Here is a 16,998-nt window from a genome sequence, read left to right on the forward strand (position 1 = left end):
CCTCCGGCGCTTCTTCAGGATTGTTTACAGGAACTGCGCCAGATCCCGTTCAAAGCCGGGATAGGAGGTATTGATGCATTCCGCATCCGCCAGCACGGTATCTCCCTGTGCGCTGAATCCGGCCACCAGGAAGCTCATGGCGATGCGGTGGTCTCCGTAGCTGGGCAATTCCGCGCCTTTCAGGGGAGCGCCTCCGTGGACGACCATTCCGTCGTCAAATTCCTCCACGTCCACCCCCATGAGCCGGAGATTGGCCGCCGTGGTGGCGATGCGGTCCGTTTCCTTGACGCGCAGTTCGCGGGCGTTGCGGACGATGAAGTCTCCCTGGCCCAGGGCTCCGGCCACGGCCAGGATGGGGATTTCATCAATCAGGTTGGGGATTTCTTCCGGAAGCAGGCTGGTGCCGTGCAGGGAATCCGAACCGTACACGGTAATATCCCCGTACGGTTCGCCCGCATCCTCCGGAGAAGTGGTCACAATGTCCATCCGCACCCCCATCCGTTTCAGTGCGCTGATGACGGCGTTCCGCGTGTTGTTCAGGCCCACCTGGCGCAGCGTCAGGCGGGAGCCGGGACGGCTGGCGGCGGCCACCATCCAGAAGGCGGCGGAAGAGATGTCTGCGGGAACCGTCAGGTCATGGGCGGCTGGGAGCGCCGGACCCTGGGTACTGACGGCGAGGCCGTCTACCGTGCAGGGCACGCTGAAATGGCGGAACAGGCGCTCCGTGTGGTCGCGGGTGACGGCGGGCTGATGCACGGTGGTGGCGCCGTCGGCAAACATGGCGGCCAGCAGGATGGCGCTCTTCACCTGGGCGCTCGCCATGGGAAGCGTGTAGGAAATGGGGCGCACCCGGCCGCCGTGGATAAACAGCGGAGCGCAGCCCGGCTTGGCGCCGCGGGCTTCAATCCGAGCGCCCATCTGTTCCAGAGGCTGCATGATGCGGCCCATGGGGCGGGAACTCAGGGAGGCGTCCCCGAACATTTCCGAATCAAAGGGGCAGGCAGCCAGCATGCCGGCCAGCAGCCTCATGCCCGTGCCGGAATTGCCGCAGTCGATGGGCCGTTCCGGAGCCGCGGGCTTCATGGCGACGCCCGTTATGCGGAAGCGGACGGGGCCATACCCCTCCCGTTCTTCCAGCACTTCCACCTTGGCCCCCAACTGCTCCATGGCGCGCAGGGTATTCAGGCAGTCTTCACTGCACAGGAAATTATCCACTTCCGTCACTCCCTTCGCCAGGCCGCCCAGGATGGCGGCGCGGTGGGAAATGCTTTTGTCTCCGGGTACGGTCAGTACCCCTTGCAGGGAAGAAATGGAATGGGAGCGAAGGTTCATGGACGTCCGGAAGAACTACCCTGTATTGGCCGCTGAATCAAGCCAATTACGAGACGGGCGGGAGGGGAGAGGATAGCGCCGGGACTCCGGTAAGGCGCTGGGCGGCGGTCCAGAATGGGGTTGATTTTCCGGAACGGTGACGTATATTAAGGCGCGTTATCGGCTGCATCCGCCTGAAAGGAAGGAGAGAGCTTTTCAGGATCAATGGATCAAGCTGGTTTTCATAGGTAGTAAGTTGGAGCGGCCACGGGAGTGATCCTGTGGCCGCTTTACTTTGTTTCAAAGGATTATTCGATATTGACATTCAATGCAGTATGGAATAAAAAAGGCTGATGAGCTTTATTGTCCGGACTGTCTTTCTCTGTACCGCGCTGAACGTCGTGGCCGCCTGTTCCCAGCGCCAATCCGTGCAGCCCGTTGCGGAAGCGGCCGTACATGTCAGCATCGGTGCTCTTGTGTACGACGTCACGTTGAAAGATGACGGAGTGGAGGTGGAGAGAAGGCCGTTCGCCTTATATGCGAATGCGCTGGGGAAGCAGTACCCTGTTAAAAAGGTATTTCTGAAAGGCGACGCCTACAAGGTGGAATCCCTGGCCAAAATCCTCTTAAAGGAAGGATGGGCTAAAGGCGCCTCTCTTCAGCCGGAAGAGGCGGCCGTTTTTCTGCATGCCCCAGGAGAAAAGAAATTTCATCCGGTACCTGCCGCGAGCGGCAATACCGCCGTTTGCAAGGCACTTAACAAAGCGTGCTATGAGGCGTGCCTGAAGGAGCCTGGGATTTCCTAAGCCCGGATGAGAACAAGCAAGGGAACAAAAATGCCCTCCGTCCTGCTTTGGGCTTTACCGCGCGCCGCTGAAAGCGTATGTAGTCCGTGCCGATCAGGTTCGGGTGGTCGCTGTTCCGGTCTTCGGACCGGGGTAGAGGAAAGTCCGGACATCACAAGGCAGCGTGTCCCGTGAAAGCGGGAGACGGGAACCTCCCAAGGGTTCCCGGACGGAAAGTGCCACAGAAAACAAACCGCCCGGATGGGGTTCATCCCCATGCGGGCAAGGGTGAAAAGGGGAGGTAAGAGCTCACCGCTCCGAGGGCGACCGAGGAGGCATGGTAAACCCCGCGCGATGCAAGACAAACAGGGGAAGGGTTGCCTGCCCGCCGGATCCCCGGGTATTAGTCGCATCCGTTCCGTAAGACGAACGGGCGCGCGGAATGCTTCACCGCAGACCGCGTGAGAAAAATGACCGCACAGCCGGCTTTGGCCGGTGGACAAAATCTGGCTTACAGAACCTGATCGGCCCCTGTCTTTTTTGCCGGGATGTTTTCCGCCTCCTTTTCCGTGAAGGGAAACGTCCGGGAAATTGTCCGGTTCCGGGGGCTCTTTGGGGTTGCATGGGCGTCTCAAATGTGTAGAATCCGTCACCTAATTGCCACCCACTATGGAGAAGCTTGTTGTACACGGAGGTTTTACGCTGAGGGGAGCCGTCAATATCAGCGGGTCCAAAAATGCGTCCCTGCCCATTCTGGCCGCATCCCTGCTGACGGATGAGCCTGTGGTGGTGCGCCGTGTGCCGGATGTCTCCGATACCAATTTCATGGTCCAGATCATGGGCCAGCTGGGCGCCTCCGTGGAGAGGTCCAGCGGCAACGTGCGCGTGGAGGCCAGGAACCTGCATTCCGAAGCCGCCTATGAACAGGTGCGCAAGATGCGCGCCTCCATCTGCCTGATGGGCCCCCTGATGGCCCGCATGCAGCGGTGCGTGATTCCGCTGCCGGGCGGCTGCGTGATCGGCGACCGTCCCGTGGACCTGCACATCCGGGCCATTCAGGCTCTGGGCGCCCAGGTGCAGATTGAACGCGGCAACCTGGTTATCGAAGCGCCCCGGGGTTGAAGGGAGCCACCATAGATTTGAGGGGCGATCACGGCCCCACCGTTCTGGGAACGGACAACCTGATGATGGCCGCCGTGCTGGCGGAAGGAACCACCGTCATTGAATCCGCCGCATCCGAGCCGGAAGTGGTGGACTTGGCGAACTTCCTGATCAAGATGGGCGCCCATATCCAGGGCGCCGGAACGCGCCGGATTGTCATTGAAGGGGTTGAAAAACTCCGCGGCTGCAACCATACCGTCATTCCGGACCGCATTGAGGCCGGCACCTTCATGGTGGCCGCGGCCATGATGGGGGACGGCGTAACCCTGCGGCGCGTCTGTGAGGAGCACATGACCGTGGTGACGGACCTGCTCCGGAAATGCGGCCACCACGTGGAATTCAACGAACGGGGGGACACGGTCACCATCATTGCCGGGAATACGCCCAAATGCGGGGAAATCAAGACGGCCCCCTATCCCGGCTATCCCACGGACATGCAGGCCCAGATGACGGCCCTCTTTGCCACCACGCCGGGCATCTCCGTGGTGAAGGATACCATTTTTCCGCAGCGCTTCATGCACTGCTCCGAGCTCAAGCGCATGGGCGCGGATATCAAGGTGGACAACGGCACCGCCGTCATCTCCGGCGTGGAAAGCCTGAGCGGCGCGCCCGTCATGGCGTCCGATCTGCGCGCATCCGCCGCGCTGGTGCTGGCCGCCCTGAAGGCGGAAGGCACCACGGAAATCCACCGCCTGTACCACATTGACCGGGGCTATGAAATGATTGACGAAAAGCTCCTGGCGATCGGAGCCGCGGTGGAAAGACAGCCGGATGACGACAATTAACGCCGTTTTTGGGTCCTGATTTGCCGGTGTACCGCATTTTTTCTTTACTGTCAGGGCTCCATATGCTATTCACCGAAGTCCTATGAACAAGGCTCAACTGATCGAATTGATTCAAAACAAGCTGGGTGCCGATACGACCAAGAAGCACGCTGAAGAAGCTCTGGCCGCTGTGCTGGAATCCATCAAGGAAGGCGTGCAGGAATCCGGCAAGGTGCAGATCATCGGCTTTGGTACGTTTGCTACCAAGACCCGTGAAGCCCGTACCGGCCGCAACCCGAAGACCGGCAAGGCAATCAACATTCCCGCCTCCAAGACGGTTGCTTTCAAGGCCTCTTCCGCCCTGAAGGACTAAGACGGCAGCTGCTTCCCAAAAGAGCACTTTTCTTTCAGCACCCCGTCCTCTGCGGACCGGGGTGTTTTTTTATGTCCCGCTGCGGAAGTCCACGGCTTGACCGGATGGACGCCGCCGTCTAGAATGCCGCCATGTCCAGCAGTTTTGGTCAGGTGTTCAGAATCTCCACCTGGGGTGAATCCCATGGAGCCGGGGTAGGCGTGGTGATTGACGGCTGTCCGTCCCTCGTCCCGGTGACGGAAGAAGCCATTCAGCGGGAGCTGGACCGGCGCAGGCCGGGGCAGAGCGACATCGTGACGCCCCGCAAGGAGGAAGACCGCGCGGAAATACTCTCCGGCGTGCTGGACGGCAAAACCCTGGGAACGCCCATCGCCGTCAGCGTGCGGAACAAGGACCACCGTTCCTCCGCCTATGATGAAATGGCCCACACGTACCGCCCCTCCCATGCGGACTACACGTACGACGCCAAATACGGCATCCGCGCCTGGGCGGGCGGCGGCAGGGCCTCCGCACGGGAAACCATCGGGCGCGTCGCCGCCGGGGCCGTGGCCAGGGCCGTGCTCAAGCAGGCCTTTCCCGGCATGGAGATCATAGCCTGGGTGGACCAGGTGCATCATGTGAAAGCCTCCGTGGACTGGGAGGCCGTCACGGCCTCCGTCATTGAAAGCAACATCGTCCGCACGGCGGACCCCTCCGTGGTGGAGGCCATGATTGCCGCCATCAAGGAGGCGCGGGACGCCGGCAACTCCCTGGGCGGCGTGGTCAAATGCGTGGTGCGCGGCTGCCCTCCCGGACTGGGGGACCCCGTCTTTGACAAGCTGGACGCCACGCTGGCCCACGCCATGATGAGCATTCCCGCCACCAAGGCCTTTGCCGTGGGCTCCGGCTTTGAAGCGGCGGACATGACCGGACTGGAACACAACGACCCTTTTTACATGCGGGACGGCCATGTGCATACCGTCACCAACCACTCCGGCGGCATCCAGGGCGGCATCTCCAACGGAGAAGACATCCTGATGCGCATCGGCTTCAAGCCCACCGCCACCTTGATGGTTGACCAGCAGACGGTCAACCAGGCAGGGGAGGACGCCCGGCTCAAGGGCAGGGGACGGCATGACGCCTGCGTGCTGCCGCGCGCCGTGCCCATTGTGGAAGCCATGGCCTGGCTCTGCCTGTGCGACCACTATCTGCGCCAGCGCTGCCAGCGGGCATTGTAACGCGGCTTCTTTCCCGTCATTCATGGACTCCTCCCTCACATTCTACCTGGTTCTGGGCGCGCTGCTGGTCGGCTTCATCGTGCTCGGCATGCTGAAGGGGATGATCAAGATGCTCCTGTTCGGCGCGGCGGTGCTCTCCGCCGTGGCAGCGTACTTCTGGCTGTCCAAATACGGCTTTACCTATCTCTCCTTCATCACCAGCGACCCGCGGGAATGGATGGTCACCGTGCTGTCCGTCGGGGGGCTGCGGCAGTCTTCTTCATCTTCATGCACGGCCTGTTCTGGTTCAGTGACGTCTTCTCCTGGGGGGGCGCATGGGCTTCGGCGGGGCCAAGGGCATCGTCACCACCATCCTGATGGCGGTGGTTGTCTGCTGGGTGGGCGTCATGTGCATCTTCTACTACGGCTCCATGGCGGAAATGACCCGCGCCCGCGAACTGGCGCTGTACCACATGGATCCCAGCCGCACCATTTCCCTGCCCGCCATTTACTCCGTCAAGAAGTCCATCACGGACAATCCCCACCTGAACTGGCTGGTGGCCATCTCCCCGGAACACGACCCGGAACGCCTCTCCCTGGCAAAAATGATTGCCTACCTGGTGACGCTCAGCCCGGAACTCTCCGACCAGCGCCGCACCCAGCTGGATTGCTACATGCCCCGCTCCCGCATCACCAGCCGCGTGCTGAGCCTGAAAAGCCTGAGCGAAGACCCCGCCATCCGCCTGCTGGTAGAGAAGGGGGACATGCAGGGCCTTTACAACGACGTCAAGCTCACCCGCTTCCTGGAAGACCAGGACGTGCGCACCGTGCTGTCCCAGCTGGATGTGGACCGCGTCCTTGGCTTCGTCACGGAAACCCGCCAGACGGCCCCCGCCGGGAATGAATACATTCCCGAAGCCACGCCGATTGAGGAATAAAGCGGGGATTCTTTTCTTCCCTGAATTGTTTTCATTCCTATTATCCTCTTTCCAAAGGTTTTCCCGCTGGGTAGTATTGGATATATTCAAGATTGATTTGGCATGGACAAAGAAAAATTGAAGGGGGAATTGGAAAAATGGGAACGAGAGATCGCTCTTGATCCTGAAAATTTCACGGCTTATGTGAAGAAAGGGAATGTCCTGGATGACCTGGGACGCAGCGAGGAAGCGCTGGACAGCTATAACAGGGCTCTGGAAATCAACCCTGCTTACGATAAAGCCTATTGCAACAGGGGCATTGTATTGAAAAAATTAGAAAGGAAGGAGGAAGCTTTATCCAGTTACGATAAAGCGTTGGAAATCAACCCAGGAAATGATGCAACCCATTACAACAGAGGACATATTCTGGACGATCTCGGGAGGAAGGAGGAGGCGTTGCAGAGCTATGACAAAGCGCTGGAAATTAATCCTGGGGACCATGCGGCCTACTACAATAAAGGAAATATCCTGAACGATCTCGGCCGGAAGAAGGAAGCGTTGGACAGCTATAACAAGGCTCTGGAAATCAGACCTGATTATGATAAGGCTTATTGCAACAGGGGCATTATCCTGAAAAGTTTAGGACAAAAGGAAGAGGCCCTTGCCAGCTACAACAAGGCGCTGGAGATCAATCCCGGTTACGATGCGGCCCATTATAACAAGGGAAATGTCCTGGATGACCTGGGAAGAAAGGAGGAAGCTCTGGCCAGCTATAGTAAGGCATTGGAAATCAATCCTGGTTATGGGGCGGCCTGTTACAACATGGGAAATGTCATGGATGACCTGGGACGGAAGGAGGAAGCTCTGGCCTGTTATAACAAGGCGCTGGAAATCAACCCTCATCATGATGCAGCCCTGAACAATAAAGGGCTTTTATTATCCAATCTCGGCAAAAAGGAAGAGGCATTGGCTTGTTATATTCAAGCCATTCAAATCAATGCCGGTAATGAAATAGCCAAACGAAACCGGAGGTCGTTAGTGGGAAGCAAGGAATTCTGGGATGGCCTGTCAGAAAATAGTCAGGTGGATTTATGGAGTGGAGACGAAGATTTCAATGTCCTGGCAAGCAGGGAAAAACTGGGTGGATGCTCCGGCAAAGATTTATCCTGTATTCACCGTCTGTGGGTGGAACAATATAGGCTTCTTTATTTGCTTAGCGCTGACCTTGAGCAGGTAGGGCATTACACTTCCTCTATGGTTTTTGAAACCTTGCTCCAAAAGCAGACGGAAACGGACGGTCACGCAAATCCCCTGTCGTTATGTAGCCTGGCTGCGGCTAATGATCCTACGGAAGGCACCGTTTTTCAGGCATTTCTAAAACAGGATTGTCTGCCTTCCCAGAGAATTCAGAGCCATCTTGCCGTATTGCAGGCTTCCTTTTCTTCTGCCATTGATTCCTTGAACCAGTTCCGCCTTTACGGAAAAAACAAGGGAGAGGAAGGAACCGGGCTGTGCCTGGTATTTAACCGATCCTTTTTTGCCAAACCGGGAGAAACGTCCATGATTGCCGTCCAGAAAGAGGACGACTCCTCCTCCGGAAAAGAGACTGACATGCGCCGCAAGCTCCCTCTTTACTGGGTATTGTATTATGATTGCTCTTCCGGTCGGGTGCATTATACCCCTGCATGTTCTGAATACTCGTTAAACAGGGATTTTAATGTTTGCGAAGACGCATTGAAAGAGTCTGAAAGAAAGAAATTGCAGGAGATAGGCAAATCATTGAAGAATATTCGGATGCTTTTTGAGTGTATCAGCGAAAAGGCTCAAAAAGCTGCCCTGGAGATGCTCATTTACCTGAGGCATCTGGTGAAGGATGCCGCCTTCAAGGATGAAAAGGAATTGAGGATTCTTTCTTTGCATCCTTATAATGACCAGAGTTCCCCTCTCAAGGTACTGGAGGGAAAAAACTGCCTGTCGGTCGGCTATTTGCCGGTTATTCATGAGGGGGAGGAATATCTGGAGAAGGTGATTGCCGGGCCCAAATTGAGAGATTTTGCCAACTTGGTGGATGTGGCCAAATTCAGGCTTCATCGGTTGGGCGGAAAGAAGAAAGTGGAGTTTTGCCAGTCGCGGGCGCCTTTGAGTTGAACTTGACGGGAATTCGGAAGGGGAGGGATAGGAATTTGTAACTTTTTATCTGAGGCGGCAAGATAATGAGGAAAGGAGGGTATTTTAATTTTGAAAGCCTTCGCCTTGCTTCGGAGGGAGCAAGTTGATAAGGGGGCCGGAGTCCCTTATTCCCAGGAGCGGCAAATGGTTTTACTGGGGACCTGTTTTTCAGGAAAAAGAGCGCCTCTCCCAGCCCTGATGCCGGAAGAAGCGTTTTTTTAAAGGAGTGTCCGATTTGAAGATGAGGCGTTTTACACACCTTAAAAATAAAAAAGGAAGAAACGTCAGGAAAGTTTTTCCGCGAGGGCATCTACCCATTCCGGGAAGGTGGCGTCATAATCCCCATCGGACAGGGCTACCGGCAGCAGCCTTTGCGCCTTCAAACGTTCCAGGAAGGCATCGAAGTCCTTGCCTGCCTGGCAGAAGTTTTCATAAAATTCATCCCCAAGGGCGAAGACGGCATAATTGACTGTAGAAAGGTCTTCCGAGGAGTCCTTCAATGCCTGGTACAGCGCCTCTGCATTGGAGGGAGGTTCGCCGTCTCCCCACGTGCTGGTGACGACCAGCAGCGTTCCCGCATTTTTCAACTGTTCCACCGTCATATCCTCCATATCAACCACTGTTGCCTGATGGCCGAGCTTTGTCAGTTTTTCCCGGGCCTCCCGGGCCAGGCTTTCCGAATTTCCTGTTTCCGTTCCGTAGATAATGGTGATTTCCATGTGTGCTGGTTGTTGTTACGACGCCAGAAGTTAGATTAAACTAACTAATCAGGCAAGGCAAAACAGGATGCGTCTGGTCAAATTTTCCCTCCTTCTGCGGGCTTTCCGGGCGTCAGTTTTTTCAGTCCGTTCATGTTCCATGGCTTAAATCCTTCCAGAGAAAGGAGAGTAATCATGAGAAAAGATCTGAAGCCGGAGACGAGCAAGCCGCAGGGCAGCAAACGGAGCGGCATGTGTGCAGGGAAATTATTCTACCCCGGATTCCTCCCGGCGGATTGTCAATGTGTGCGGGTGCTGGGGAAGGGTAAAGCACCAGCCGAAGAGGCGCACAAAGCGGTAGTAAAGCCCCTTGCGGCTGGCGTGCTGGCTGGTCATGAGGTCGTAGAAGGCCAGGTCAATCTGGTTTCTGGCGATGGGCGCGCCATTCATTTTAGCGTGCAGCATGGCGTCGTGAAACAGGGAAGGGAACAGCATGTCCGGCGGGGTGGTTCCCCAGGTGACGCCGTCCCAGCCGTAGCCGGGTGAGATGGTGAATGTACCGCCCTCCGCTTTCAGGCGGATGGTGGGGTCATACACGCTGACGGCGGTCCAGTGGCCGAAGTCCGCCTTTTTCCTACCGCTGGTCCAGCTGATGGCGTTTTTAGTGATGTAGAAGGGTTTGTCTTCGTAGAGGGTTCCTTCATACCATCCGGCCACGGCTTCCGGAGCCTTGACGGGGACGGAGCACGATTCCAGCGCCACGGCCATGCACGTCACTGTTAATAACAGGTAAATATCATGTGAATAAAAAGGAGAGGGCATAGGAGGGCAGGGAGTGTTCCGAACGATTGTTTTTATTGGATTTCCAGCACGATGATTTCCGGAGGGCAGCAGAAGCGCAGGGGAAGAACGCTGCATCCCAGCCCGCGGGTGATGAGGAAGGGGGTTCCGTTCAGCTGGGACCAGGGATAGGAGAATTTGGCCTTCTCCCGGGAGATGTTCGCCAGGGGCTTGCCGCCGGGCAGGCAGATCTGCCCGCCGTGGGTATGGGCGCTGATGACGGCGTCCGCCGTGCCGGGAGCCAGCAGGGGAAAGATGTCCGGCACGTGGGAGAGCAGGATGTGGGGAATGTCCGGGGAAAAACGCAGCGGCAGTTCCTCCGGCCTGATTCTCAGGTGGTAGTCGTCCCGAACGGAGGAAAGCTGCAAATCTCTGCCTCCGGGGAGGTGCAGCAGCAGGGAATCGTTCCACATGGGCAGGATGCCCAGCTCGGAAAACATGTTCCGCCACAGGTCCCAGCCGTAGTACTGGTCATGGTTGCCCTGTACGGCGAAGATGCCCAGGGGGGCCTTCAGCATCTTGAAGTATTCCCTGGCTGTTTCCGGACTCATGCTGCTCTCCCGGGTGTGGCCGTTGGCGTAGTCCCCCAGCAGGAAGATCATGTCCGGCTGGGCCTCCATGATTTTTTCCATGTACCGGCGCGCCTGGTCGCCGCCGTTCGGGCGCAGGTGGAAGTCTCCGGCGATCACGATCCGGAGCGGGGAGCCGCCTTTTTCCTTCCACTGCGGCACTTCCAGCGCGGTCGTGACGGTTTCCACGCGCCTGGGTTCCACCTGCCACGCCCACATGAATAAGGAAAAGCCGATCATCAGTATTGAGACAGAGATGATTGCAAGTTTGTTGAGAAGGGGATGACGCGGGCGTGACTTCATGCGGGGCGGGCTCCGGACTGATGATGAAGCATTTCGCCCGGTTTTCAATCATTCGTGTTTGCCAATCGGGATTTTGCTGGTATGATCCGTCCCGCTCAAGGTGGGGCTGTCCGATGACTGCAGGCCCATCTTCATATTAACATCCTAATACCATGCAGTTTACACACGAAATCGAACAAATGTGTTGCGTCAAGAAAGGCTGCAACCATGGTCCGGCCCCCATCCCGCAGGAAGGCAACTGGACGCAATCCAAGGAGATCACGGATATTTCCGGCCTGACCCACGGCGTGGGCTGGTGCGCTCCCCAGCAGGGCACCTGCAAGCTGACGCTGAACGTCAAGAACGGCATCGTTGAGGAAGCCCTTGTAGAAACCAGCGGCTGCTCCGGCATGACCCACTCCGCCGCCATGGCCGCGGAAATCCTGCCCGGCAAGACCGTGCTGGAAGCGATGAACACGGACCTCGTGTGCGACGCCATCAACACCGCCATGCGCGAACTGTTCCTGCAGATCGTGTACGGCCGCACCCAGAGCGCTTTCTCCGAAGGCGGCCTGCCCATCGGCGCCGGTCTTGAAGACCTCGGCAAGGGCCTCCGCTCCCAGATCGGCACCCTGTACGGCACCCGCGCCAAGGGCCCCCGCTATCTGGAAATGGCCGAAGGCTACATCACCAAGCTGGCTCTGGACGAAGACGGCGAAATCATCGGCTATGAGTTCGTGCGCATGGGCCCGATGATGGAAATGATCAAGAAGGGCGTGGACGCCAACGAAGCCGTCGCCAAGTGCACGGGCAACTACGGTCGTTTCGACGAGGCCGCCAAGTACATCGATCCTCGTCACGAATGAGATTGAATTAAAAAGAGTATATCAACTTCAAGCACTATTACCATCATGCCTCTTTTCGAATCCTACGACCGCCGCATCAAGCAGATCAATGAAGCCCTGGCCAAATACGGCATCGGCTCCATTGAAGAAGCGGAACAACTCTGCCTTTCCAAGGGCATCAACGTTCGCGAAATCGTGAACGGCATCCAGCCCATCGCGTTTGAAAACGCCGGCTGGGCCTACGTGGTGGGCGCCGCCATCGCCATCAAGAAGGGCTGCACGAAGGCTGCGGACGCCGCCGAAGCCATTGGTGAAGGCCTCCAGTCCTTCTGCATTCCCGGTTCCGTTGCGGACGACCGCAAGGTGGGCCTGGGCCACGGCAACCTGGCCGCCATGCTCCTGCGCGATGAAACGGAATGCTTCTGCTTCCTGGCCGGCCATGAATCCTTTGCCGCCGCTGAAGGCGCCATCGGCATTGCCAAATCCGCCAACCGCGTCCGCAAGCAGGACCTGCGCGTCTGCCTGAACGGCCTCGGCAAGGATGCCGCGTACATCATCTCCCGCATCAATGGCTTCACGTACGTGCAGACCAAGTTCGACTATGCCACGGGCAAGCTGAACATCGTCCAGGAGAAGGCTTTCTCCAAGGGCCCGAAGGCCGCTGTGCGCGTGTACGGCTGCGACGACGTGCGCGAAGGCGTGGCCGTCATGTGGAATGAAGGCGTGGACGTCTCCATCACCGGGAACTCCACCAACCCCACCCGCTTCCAGCACCCGGTAGCCGGCACCTACAAGAAGGAATGCAACGAGAAGGGCAAGAAGTACTTCTCCGTGGCTTCCGGCGGCGGTACGGGCCGCACCCTGCACCCGGACAACATGGCTGCCGGTCCCGCCTCCTACGGCATGACCGATACCATGGGCCGCATGCACTCGGACGCCCAGTTCGCCGGCTCCTCCTCCGTGCCCGCCCACGTGGAAATGATGGGCCTTATCGGCATGGGCAACAACCCGATGGTCGGCGCTTCCGTAGCGGTGGCCGTGGCTGTTGAAGAAGCCGCCAGGCAGAACGCCTGAGAACGCTGTTAAAATTCACAGAGCCGCTTTCCCGATGAATGGGGAAGCGGCTCTTTTTTATGGTTGAAAGGAAAAGGCGAAAAGCAAAACCGGAACTGTTCCGGAAGCTTCCGCTTTTGTTCATATCAGCTCCCGATGCGGAACCTTCCGTCCCGGTCCGTGCGGGGAGGCAGGCCGCGAGAAGGCGCGGATCTTCTGGAAACAACCGTCGGTCTGGCCACGGCTGGCGTGACAACGCGGATTTCCGTGCGGCCGGAAGCTGCGGGAGCGGCAGATTTCCCGGGTTCCGCACCGTGAACGGGGGCGGGAGCAGGAACGGCGCCGACAATCAGTTTTTGCTGTTCATGGGCCTTGTAGGCGCGTTGCAGGGTAAAGTCCCTCCGTTCTCCGGGTTTCAGGGAATAATCCGCCTTCTTGCTCTCCCCGGCCTTTTGGGCCAGAGGCTCCACACGCTGCTGCAACTGCGCGGCGGCGTCCAGCTTCCCGGCCACCCACTCCGGATTCCATTCCGGAGTTGAACTTTTCAGGGACTGAAGCAGCTCCGCGGCTTTTTTGCCGCTTTCCAGGGCTGCCTTGTAATCGCCTTCCTTCTCCAGGCGCGCGGCGCGCGTCAGGGAAAGGTTGGCTTCGTAAAATGTGTCTCCGGGACCGCCCAGGGCCGTTGTTGCCGCCAGGAGCATGCAGAGCAGGGAGCAGGGTAGAAGATGCCTTTTCATGATTGTTGGCACTATAACATGCACGGCTGTTTTGGAAAGGCCTTTCTTCCGGCATGTCCGCATGGAGCAGGGGAGGGACGCTACATAGAGGTTCCGGAAAGGAAGCGGGCGGCCTTCTTCTTTTTTTACGAAGGAAGTCTATCAAATTTGCGGCTAGGCATTTGAAAAACCTCCTGCGAGGTACGGTCAGGCTTCCTGATCCAATCGTATCCATGGCATCAAAGTGTTTTGAGGTGCCGATGTGCATGAATTTTTTCACACAGTAATTCCCAGCGATCAATTTTTTACTATTGATCACGTTTTGAATGATATAGTGCTCTCTAATAGCGTGCCCGCAAATGCATGTACCTTCTTCCTCCTGCAAAAATGTTTCCACGTGTTCCCCCAATTCCCGCAACGCGGACGGAAACCGCTTGGATTCGGACTTAGCTACCAGCTCTGAGCAGAATTGATCCATAGATGAATTATTCATGATTTTATTTTCTATTCATGAGACGTGCGTGAAATGCACCCTCACTATTCAGGGAAATTTTCAAAATGTATTTCCCTTCCATATATTTCCCTCCCGTCTCTTTCAGCAGGTGTGGGTTTCTTCCTTATTCCAAGGGCATATCTTCCATTTCCGTATCCGGCACAACTTGACGGAAAGGCCGGAGTGCCGTATGCTGGTTGAGACCTGTATATGACCCGGAACGAGCCATCATCCCTCCCAGCGTCGCAGATGGAGGAAGATCCCAGATACCTGACGGAACAGATTGTGACGTATCTGGGCAACAAGCGTTCCCTGCTGCACTTCCTGGGGATGGGGCTGGAACAGGTGAAAAGCCGCCTGGGGAAGGACAGGCTGAAGGCCGGGGACCTGTTTTCCGGCAGCGGCATTGTAGCCCGTTTCCTGAAAAAGCATTCGGAAGAGTTGATTGTCAATGATCTGGAAGAGTATAGCCGCATCGTCAACACCTGCTACCTGAGCAATCCGGAGGAAGTGGAGAATCTGGAGCTGGAGAGGCATTACCGGCGTCTGCTGCGGTATATGGAGACGCATGAGTCCCCGGGGTTCATCACGGAGTTGTACGCGCCCAAAAATCCGGACAGCATCACGCCGGAAGACCGCGTTTTTTATACGCGCCGCAACGCCGTGTACCTGGATACGGCCCGGCAGACCATCGATTTGCTTCCGGAAGAGGTAAGGCCCTATTTCATCGCCCCCCTTCTGGCGGAGGCTTCCGTGCATACGAACACATCCGGCGTGTTCAAGGGATTTTACAAGGACAGGCACGGCGTCGGCAAGTTCGGCGGAACGGCCGGCAACGCTCTTTCCCGCATCCTGGGGGATATTTTACTGCCGTTCCCCGTGTTTTCCCGGTTTAACTGCCGGTTTTCCATCCACTGCCGTGACGCCAATGAACTGGCCGCGGAATTGCCGGAGATGGATGTGGTGTACCTGGACCCTCCCTACAATCAGCATCCGTACGGTTCCAACTATTTCATGCTGAACCTGCTGTCCTCCTATGAGAAGCCGGCGGAAACCAGCCGTGTTTCCGGCATTCCCGCGGATTGGAAACGCTCCACGTACAACAGCCGGCAGCATGCCCCAGCGGCCCTGTTCCGGCTGCTGGAGGACTGCCCGGCCAAGTTCATTCTCCTTTCGTACAGTTCGGAGGGCTTCATCAGTTATGAGGAAATGACGAATTTCCTTGGCCGTCTGGGACATATCGTCACGCTGGAAACGCCATACGCCACATTCCGCGGCAGCCGGAATTTGAGGAACCGCCCGCAGAACGTGACAGAGTTCCTGTTCCTGGTGGAACGGTTTTAACGGGCAGGGGAGGTAACACCATGAAAGCCCATCTGGAACGCTTCATCCGTTTTCTGGCCGCAGAGAAAGGCTTGAGCGCCGCCTACCAGCTTTCCGTGAGGCAGACGCTGGAGGAATTCGCCCGGTTTCTGGGTACGGAAGACGCTGATCTTTCCCGTGTGGACATCGGCACGCTTACGGAGTTCCTCCGGCATTTGCAGGCCCGCGGCATGGCCCGCAGCTCCATGCGGGTGGAAATGGTGCATTTGCGCATCTTTTTCCGCTGGCTGGCCGGGATGGGGATGCTGGAAAAAGACCCCTCCGCCTTTCTGGAAATGCCCCGGCAGGGGCTGTCGCTCCCCCATGTGCTGGATCAGCAAACCGTTTCAACACTGCTTGAAAGTGTTGACGTTCAGGATATTCCTCTCGGCTGTAGAGACAGGGCCCTGCTGGAGATGATTTACGCCTGCGGCATGCGCGTAAGTGAGGTAATCAGTTGCAAATTAGAGAGTTTGGATATGAATGATGCCTTTGTCCGCGTGCTGGGGAAGGGAGAGAAAACGCGGCTGGTGCCTGTGGGTAGGTCCGCCTTGGAGGCGTTGAGGACGTATCTGGAGAAAGGGAGGCCCAGGCTGGTCAAGCCGGGGACGAAAAGCCATATTTTCCTGACGGTGCGCGGACGGCCGCTGACCAGGGAACGGGTACGCCAGATTCTCCGGGAACGCGCCAGGGCCGCGGGAATAGAACAGCATGTCTTCCCGCATATCCTCCGGCATTCCTTCGCCACGCATCTGCTGGAGAACGGCGCCGACCTCCGCATCATTCAGGAAATGCTGGGGCATGCCGATATTTCCACCACCCAGATTTATACGCATCTGGAACAGCAGCGGCTGAATGCCATTCATCACCGCTTCCATCCCAGGGGATAATAAAGCTATTCTCATCCATGTGCCTTCTGCGGGCATATATCTTTTAAAATCAAAGTCCAGTGCGTTTATTTCACTAGTTCCATATTTTGCATTACATATATTATGCGAAGTATTAAATCAGGGTGAATCTCCGCCCGTTTTTCCTTCTTCTATAAGAGCATTGCTGGGATTTTCATGCGTCGCTTCCTGCTGTCCGTCCACGCGTCTGTACGAAGGCCGGGAAACCGCTTTGCAGTTGGACGGAAAGCGGAAGGCTTGAAGCCTGAAAGAGGCACGAACCAAACCTCCGTTCTCCAGGGGGACTGCTTCCTGTCAAAAACATGGGAACATTCCATGCACCCTGTATTTTCCAGTGGGCTTCACTTCTGGGAACCAGAGCCTCCCGTCCTGATTAAATATTCTCCATTCAAAGGGGTTTTCAGTATTGCCAACCTTTCTTCCATCCCCATCCGTCGCTGAAAACCCCGTCTAGCCGTCCTCTCCTGCTTTGAAGTATTCTCCATAAAAATAAAAAGTCTTTCACTGACTAACCTATTATAACGCGGCAGAAACGGGAAAATTCCTTTTCCCTCCT

14 protein-coding genes, 1 other RNA gene and 1 pseudogene are annotated in these 16,998 nt (G+C 57.1%); 11 read left to right on the forward strand and 5 right to left on the reverse strand.

Annotated features, from left to right (window positions below; genetic code table 11):
* Positions 1 to 24 precede the first annotated feature (24 nt).
* The gene (gene aroA / locus PVA48_RS13995; RefSeq protein WP_102728202.1) at positions 25 to 1,332 is read right to left on the reverse strand and encodes a 3-phosphoshikimate 1-carboxyvinyltransferase; all 1,308 of its coding nucleotides are present in this window, start codon (positions 1,330 to 1,332) and stop codon (positions 25 to 27) included.
* A gap of 332 nt (positions 1,333 to 1,664) precedes the next feature.
* Here aroA and PVA48_RS14000 point away from each other — a divergent pair, with 332 nt between their 5' ends.
* From PVA48_RS14000 to PVA48_RS14030, 7 genes and pseudogenes are all read left to right on the forward strand, one after another.
* Positions 1,665 to 2,117, forward strand: coding sequence for a hypothetical protein (locus tag PVA48_RS14000; protein ID WP_102728203.1), 453 nt, complete (start codon positions 1,665 to 1,667; stop codon positions 2,115 to 2,117).
* 91 nt (positions 2,118 to 2,208) lie between these two features.
* Positions 2,209 to 2,626, forward strand: an RNA gene (gene rnpB / locus PVA48_RS14005) — RNase P RNA component class A.
* Positions 2,627 to 2,765: 139 nt separating this feature from the next.
* Positions 2,766 to 4,042: pseudogene (gene murA, locus PVA48_RS14010) on the forward strand (UDP-N-acetylglucosamine 1-carboxyvinyltransferase).
* Positions 4,043 to 4,124: 82 nt separating this feature from the next.
* The gene (locus PVA48_RS14015) at positions 4,125 to 4,394 is read left to right on the forward strand and encodes an HU family DNA-binding protein (protein WP_022398307.1); all 270 of its coding nucleotides are present in this window, start codon (positions 4,125 to 4,127) and stop codon (positions 4,392 to 4,394) included.
* A 131-nt stretch (positions 4,395 to 4,525) separates the two neighbouring features.
* Positions 4,526 to 5,611, forward strand: coding sequence for a chorismate synthase (aroC, locus tag PVA48_RS14020; RefSeq protein WP_102728204.1), 1,086 nt, complete (start codon positions 4,526 to 4,528; stop codon positions 5,609 to 5,611).
* 314 nt (positions 5,612 to 5,925) lie between these two features.
* Positions 5,926 to 6,528 (forward strand): hypothetical protein, encoded by a 603-nt coding sequence (locus PVA48_RS14025; RefSeq protein ID WP_309557106.1) that lies wholly within the window; start codon positions 5,926 to 5,928, stop codon positions 6,526 to 6,528.
* 102 nt (positions 6,529 to 6,630) lie between these two features.
* A complete protein-coding gene (locus PVA48_RS14030) occupies positions 6,631 to 8,655 on the forward strand; it encodes a tetratricopeptide repeat protein (protein WP_102728206.1) in 2,025 nt (674 codons plus the stop codon).
* 305 nt (positions 8,656 to 8,960) lie between these two features.
* Here PVA48_RS14030 and PVA48_RS14035 read toward each other — a convergent pair whose 3' ends face one another.
* From PVA48_RS14035 to PVA48_RS14045, 3 genes are all read right to left on the reverse strand, one after another.
* Positions 8,961 to 9,395 carry a flavodoxin domain-containing protein gene (locus PVA48_RS14035; protein WP_102728207.1) on the reverse strand — a complete coding sequence of 145 codons (435 nt, stop codon included), beginning with the start codon at positions 9,393 to 9,395 and terminating at the stop codon, positions 8,961 to 8,963.
* A gap of 246 nt (positions 9,396 to 9,641) precedes the next feature.
* Complete coding sequence (locus tag PVA48_RS14040) at positions 9,642 to 10,196, reverse strand: hypothetical protein (RefSeq protein WP_146021097.1); 555 nt, start codon at positions 10,194 to 10,196, stop codon at positions 9,642 to 9,644.
* Between the two features lie 32 nt (positions 10,197 to 10,228).
* Entirely contained in the window at positions 10,229 to 11,023 is a 795-nt protein-coding gene (locus tag PVA48_RS14045; RefSeq protein WP_180972834.1) for a metallophosphoesterase, read from the reverse strand.
* Between the two features lie 215 nt (positions 11,024 to 11,238).
* On the opposite strand from PVA48_RS14045, the gene PVA48_RS14050 reads away from it, so the two are divergent.
* Both PVA48_RS14050 and PVA48_RS14055 read left to right on the forward strand, forming a co-directional pair.
* Positions 11,239 to 11,931: an iron-sulfur cluster assembly scaffold protein gene (locus tag PVA48_RS14050; RefSeq protein WP_022398299.1), complete on the forward strand. Its 693-nt coding sequence runs from the start codon at positions 11,239 to 11,241 to the stop codon at positions 11,929 to 11,931.
* Between the two features lie 45 nt (positions 11,932 to 11,976).
* On the forward strand, positions 11,977 to 12,984 hold the full coding sequence (locus PVA48_RS14055) for a GGGtGRT protein (RefSeq protein WP_022398298.1): 1,008 nt from the start codon (positions 11,977 to 11,979) through the stop codon (positions 12,982 to 12,984).
* A 125-nt stretch (positions 12,985 to 13,109) separates the two neighbouring features.
* Here PVA48_RS14055 and PVA48_RS14060 read toward each other — a convergent pair whose 3' ends face one another.
* A complete protein-coding gene (locus PVA48_RS14060; protein ID WP_102749299.1) occupies positions 13,110 to 13,700 on the reverse strand; it encodes a hypothetical protein in 591 nt (196 codons plus the stop codon).
* Between the two features lie 721 nt (positions 13,701 to 14,421).
* On the opposite strand from PVA48_RS14060, the gene PVA48_RS14065 reads away from it, so the two are divergent.
* Entirely contained in the window at positions 14,422 to 15,516 is a 1,095-nt protein-coding gene (locus PVA48_RS14065; protein ID WP_102726311.1) for a DNA adenine methylase, read from the forward strand.
* A gap of 20 nt (positions 15,517 to 15,536) precedes the next feature.
* Positions 15,537 to 16,424, forward strand: coding sequence for a tyrosine recombinase (locus PVA48_RS14070; RefSeq protein ID WP_102726310.1), 888 nt, complete (start codon positions 15,537 to 15,539; stop codon positions 16,422 to 16,424).
* Positions 16,425 to 16,998 lie beyond the last annotated feature (574 nt).

This window comes from Akkermansia sp. JRP_AM1, from assembly GCF_049262625.1.
Classification (GTDB): Bacteria; Verrucomicrobiota; Verrucomicrobiia; order Verrucomicrobiales; family Akkermansiaceae; genus Akkermansia; species Akkermansia massiliensis.

Bases quoted from the DNA above. Each gene is read 5' to 3' on its own strand.
- aroA (WP_102728202.1), bottom strand. From the start codon at position 1,332: ATGAACCTTCGCTCCCATTCCATTTCTTCCCTGCAAGGGGTACTGACC.
- PVA48_RS14000 (WP_102728203.1), top strand. From the start codon at position 1,665: ATGAGCTTTATTGTCCGGACTGTCTTTCTCTGTACCGCGCTGAACGTC.
- PVA48_RS14060 (WP_102749299.1), bottom strand. From the start codon at position 13,700: ATGAAAAGGCATCTTCTACCCTGCTCCCTGCTCTGCATGCTCCTGGCG.
- PVA48_RS14070 (WP_102726310.1), top strand. From the start codon at position 15,537: ATGAAAGCCCATCTGGAACGCTTCATCCGTTTTCTGGCCGCAGAGAAA.
- PVA48_RS14035 (WP_102728207.1), bottom strand. From the start codon at position 9,395: ATGGAAATCACCATTATCTACGGAACGGAAACAGGAAATTCGGAAAGC.
- PVA48_RS14045 (WP_180972834.1), bottom strand. From the start codon at position 11,023: ATGATCGGCTTTTCCTTATTCATGTGGGCGTGGCAGGTGGAACCCAGG.
- PVA48_RS14025 (WP_309557106.1), top strand. From the start codon at position 5,926: ATGGGCTTCGGCGGGGCCAAGGGCATCGTCACCACCATCCTGATGGCG.
- PVA48_RS14015 (WP_022398307.1), top strand. From the start codon at position 4,125: ATGAACAAGGCTCAACTGATCGAATTGATTCAAAACAAGCTGGGTGCC.
- aroC (WP_102728204.1), top strand. From the start codon at position 4,526: ATGTCCAGCAGTTTTGGTCAGGTGTTCAGAATCTCCACCTGGGGTGAA.
- PVA48_RS14030 (WP_102728206.1), top strand. From the start codon at position 6,631: ATGGACAAAGAAAAATTGAAGGGGGAATTGGAAAAATGGGAACGAGAG.
- PVA48_RS14055 (WP_022398298.1), top strand. From the start codon at position 11,977: ATGCCTCTTTTCGAATCCTACGACCGCCGCATCAAGCAGATCAATGAA.
- PVA48_RS14040 (WP_146021097.1), bottom strand. From the start codon at position 10,196: ATGCCCTCTCCTTTTTATTCACATGATATTTACCTGTTATTAACAGTG.
- PVA48_RS14065 (WP_102726311.1), top strand. From the start codon at position 14,422: ATGGAGGAAGATCCCAGATACCTGACGGAACAGATTGTGACGTATCTG.
- PVA48_RS14050 (WP_022398299.1), top strand. From the start codon at position 11,239: ATGCAGTTTACACACGAAATCGAACAAATGTGTTGCGTCAAGAAAGGC.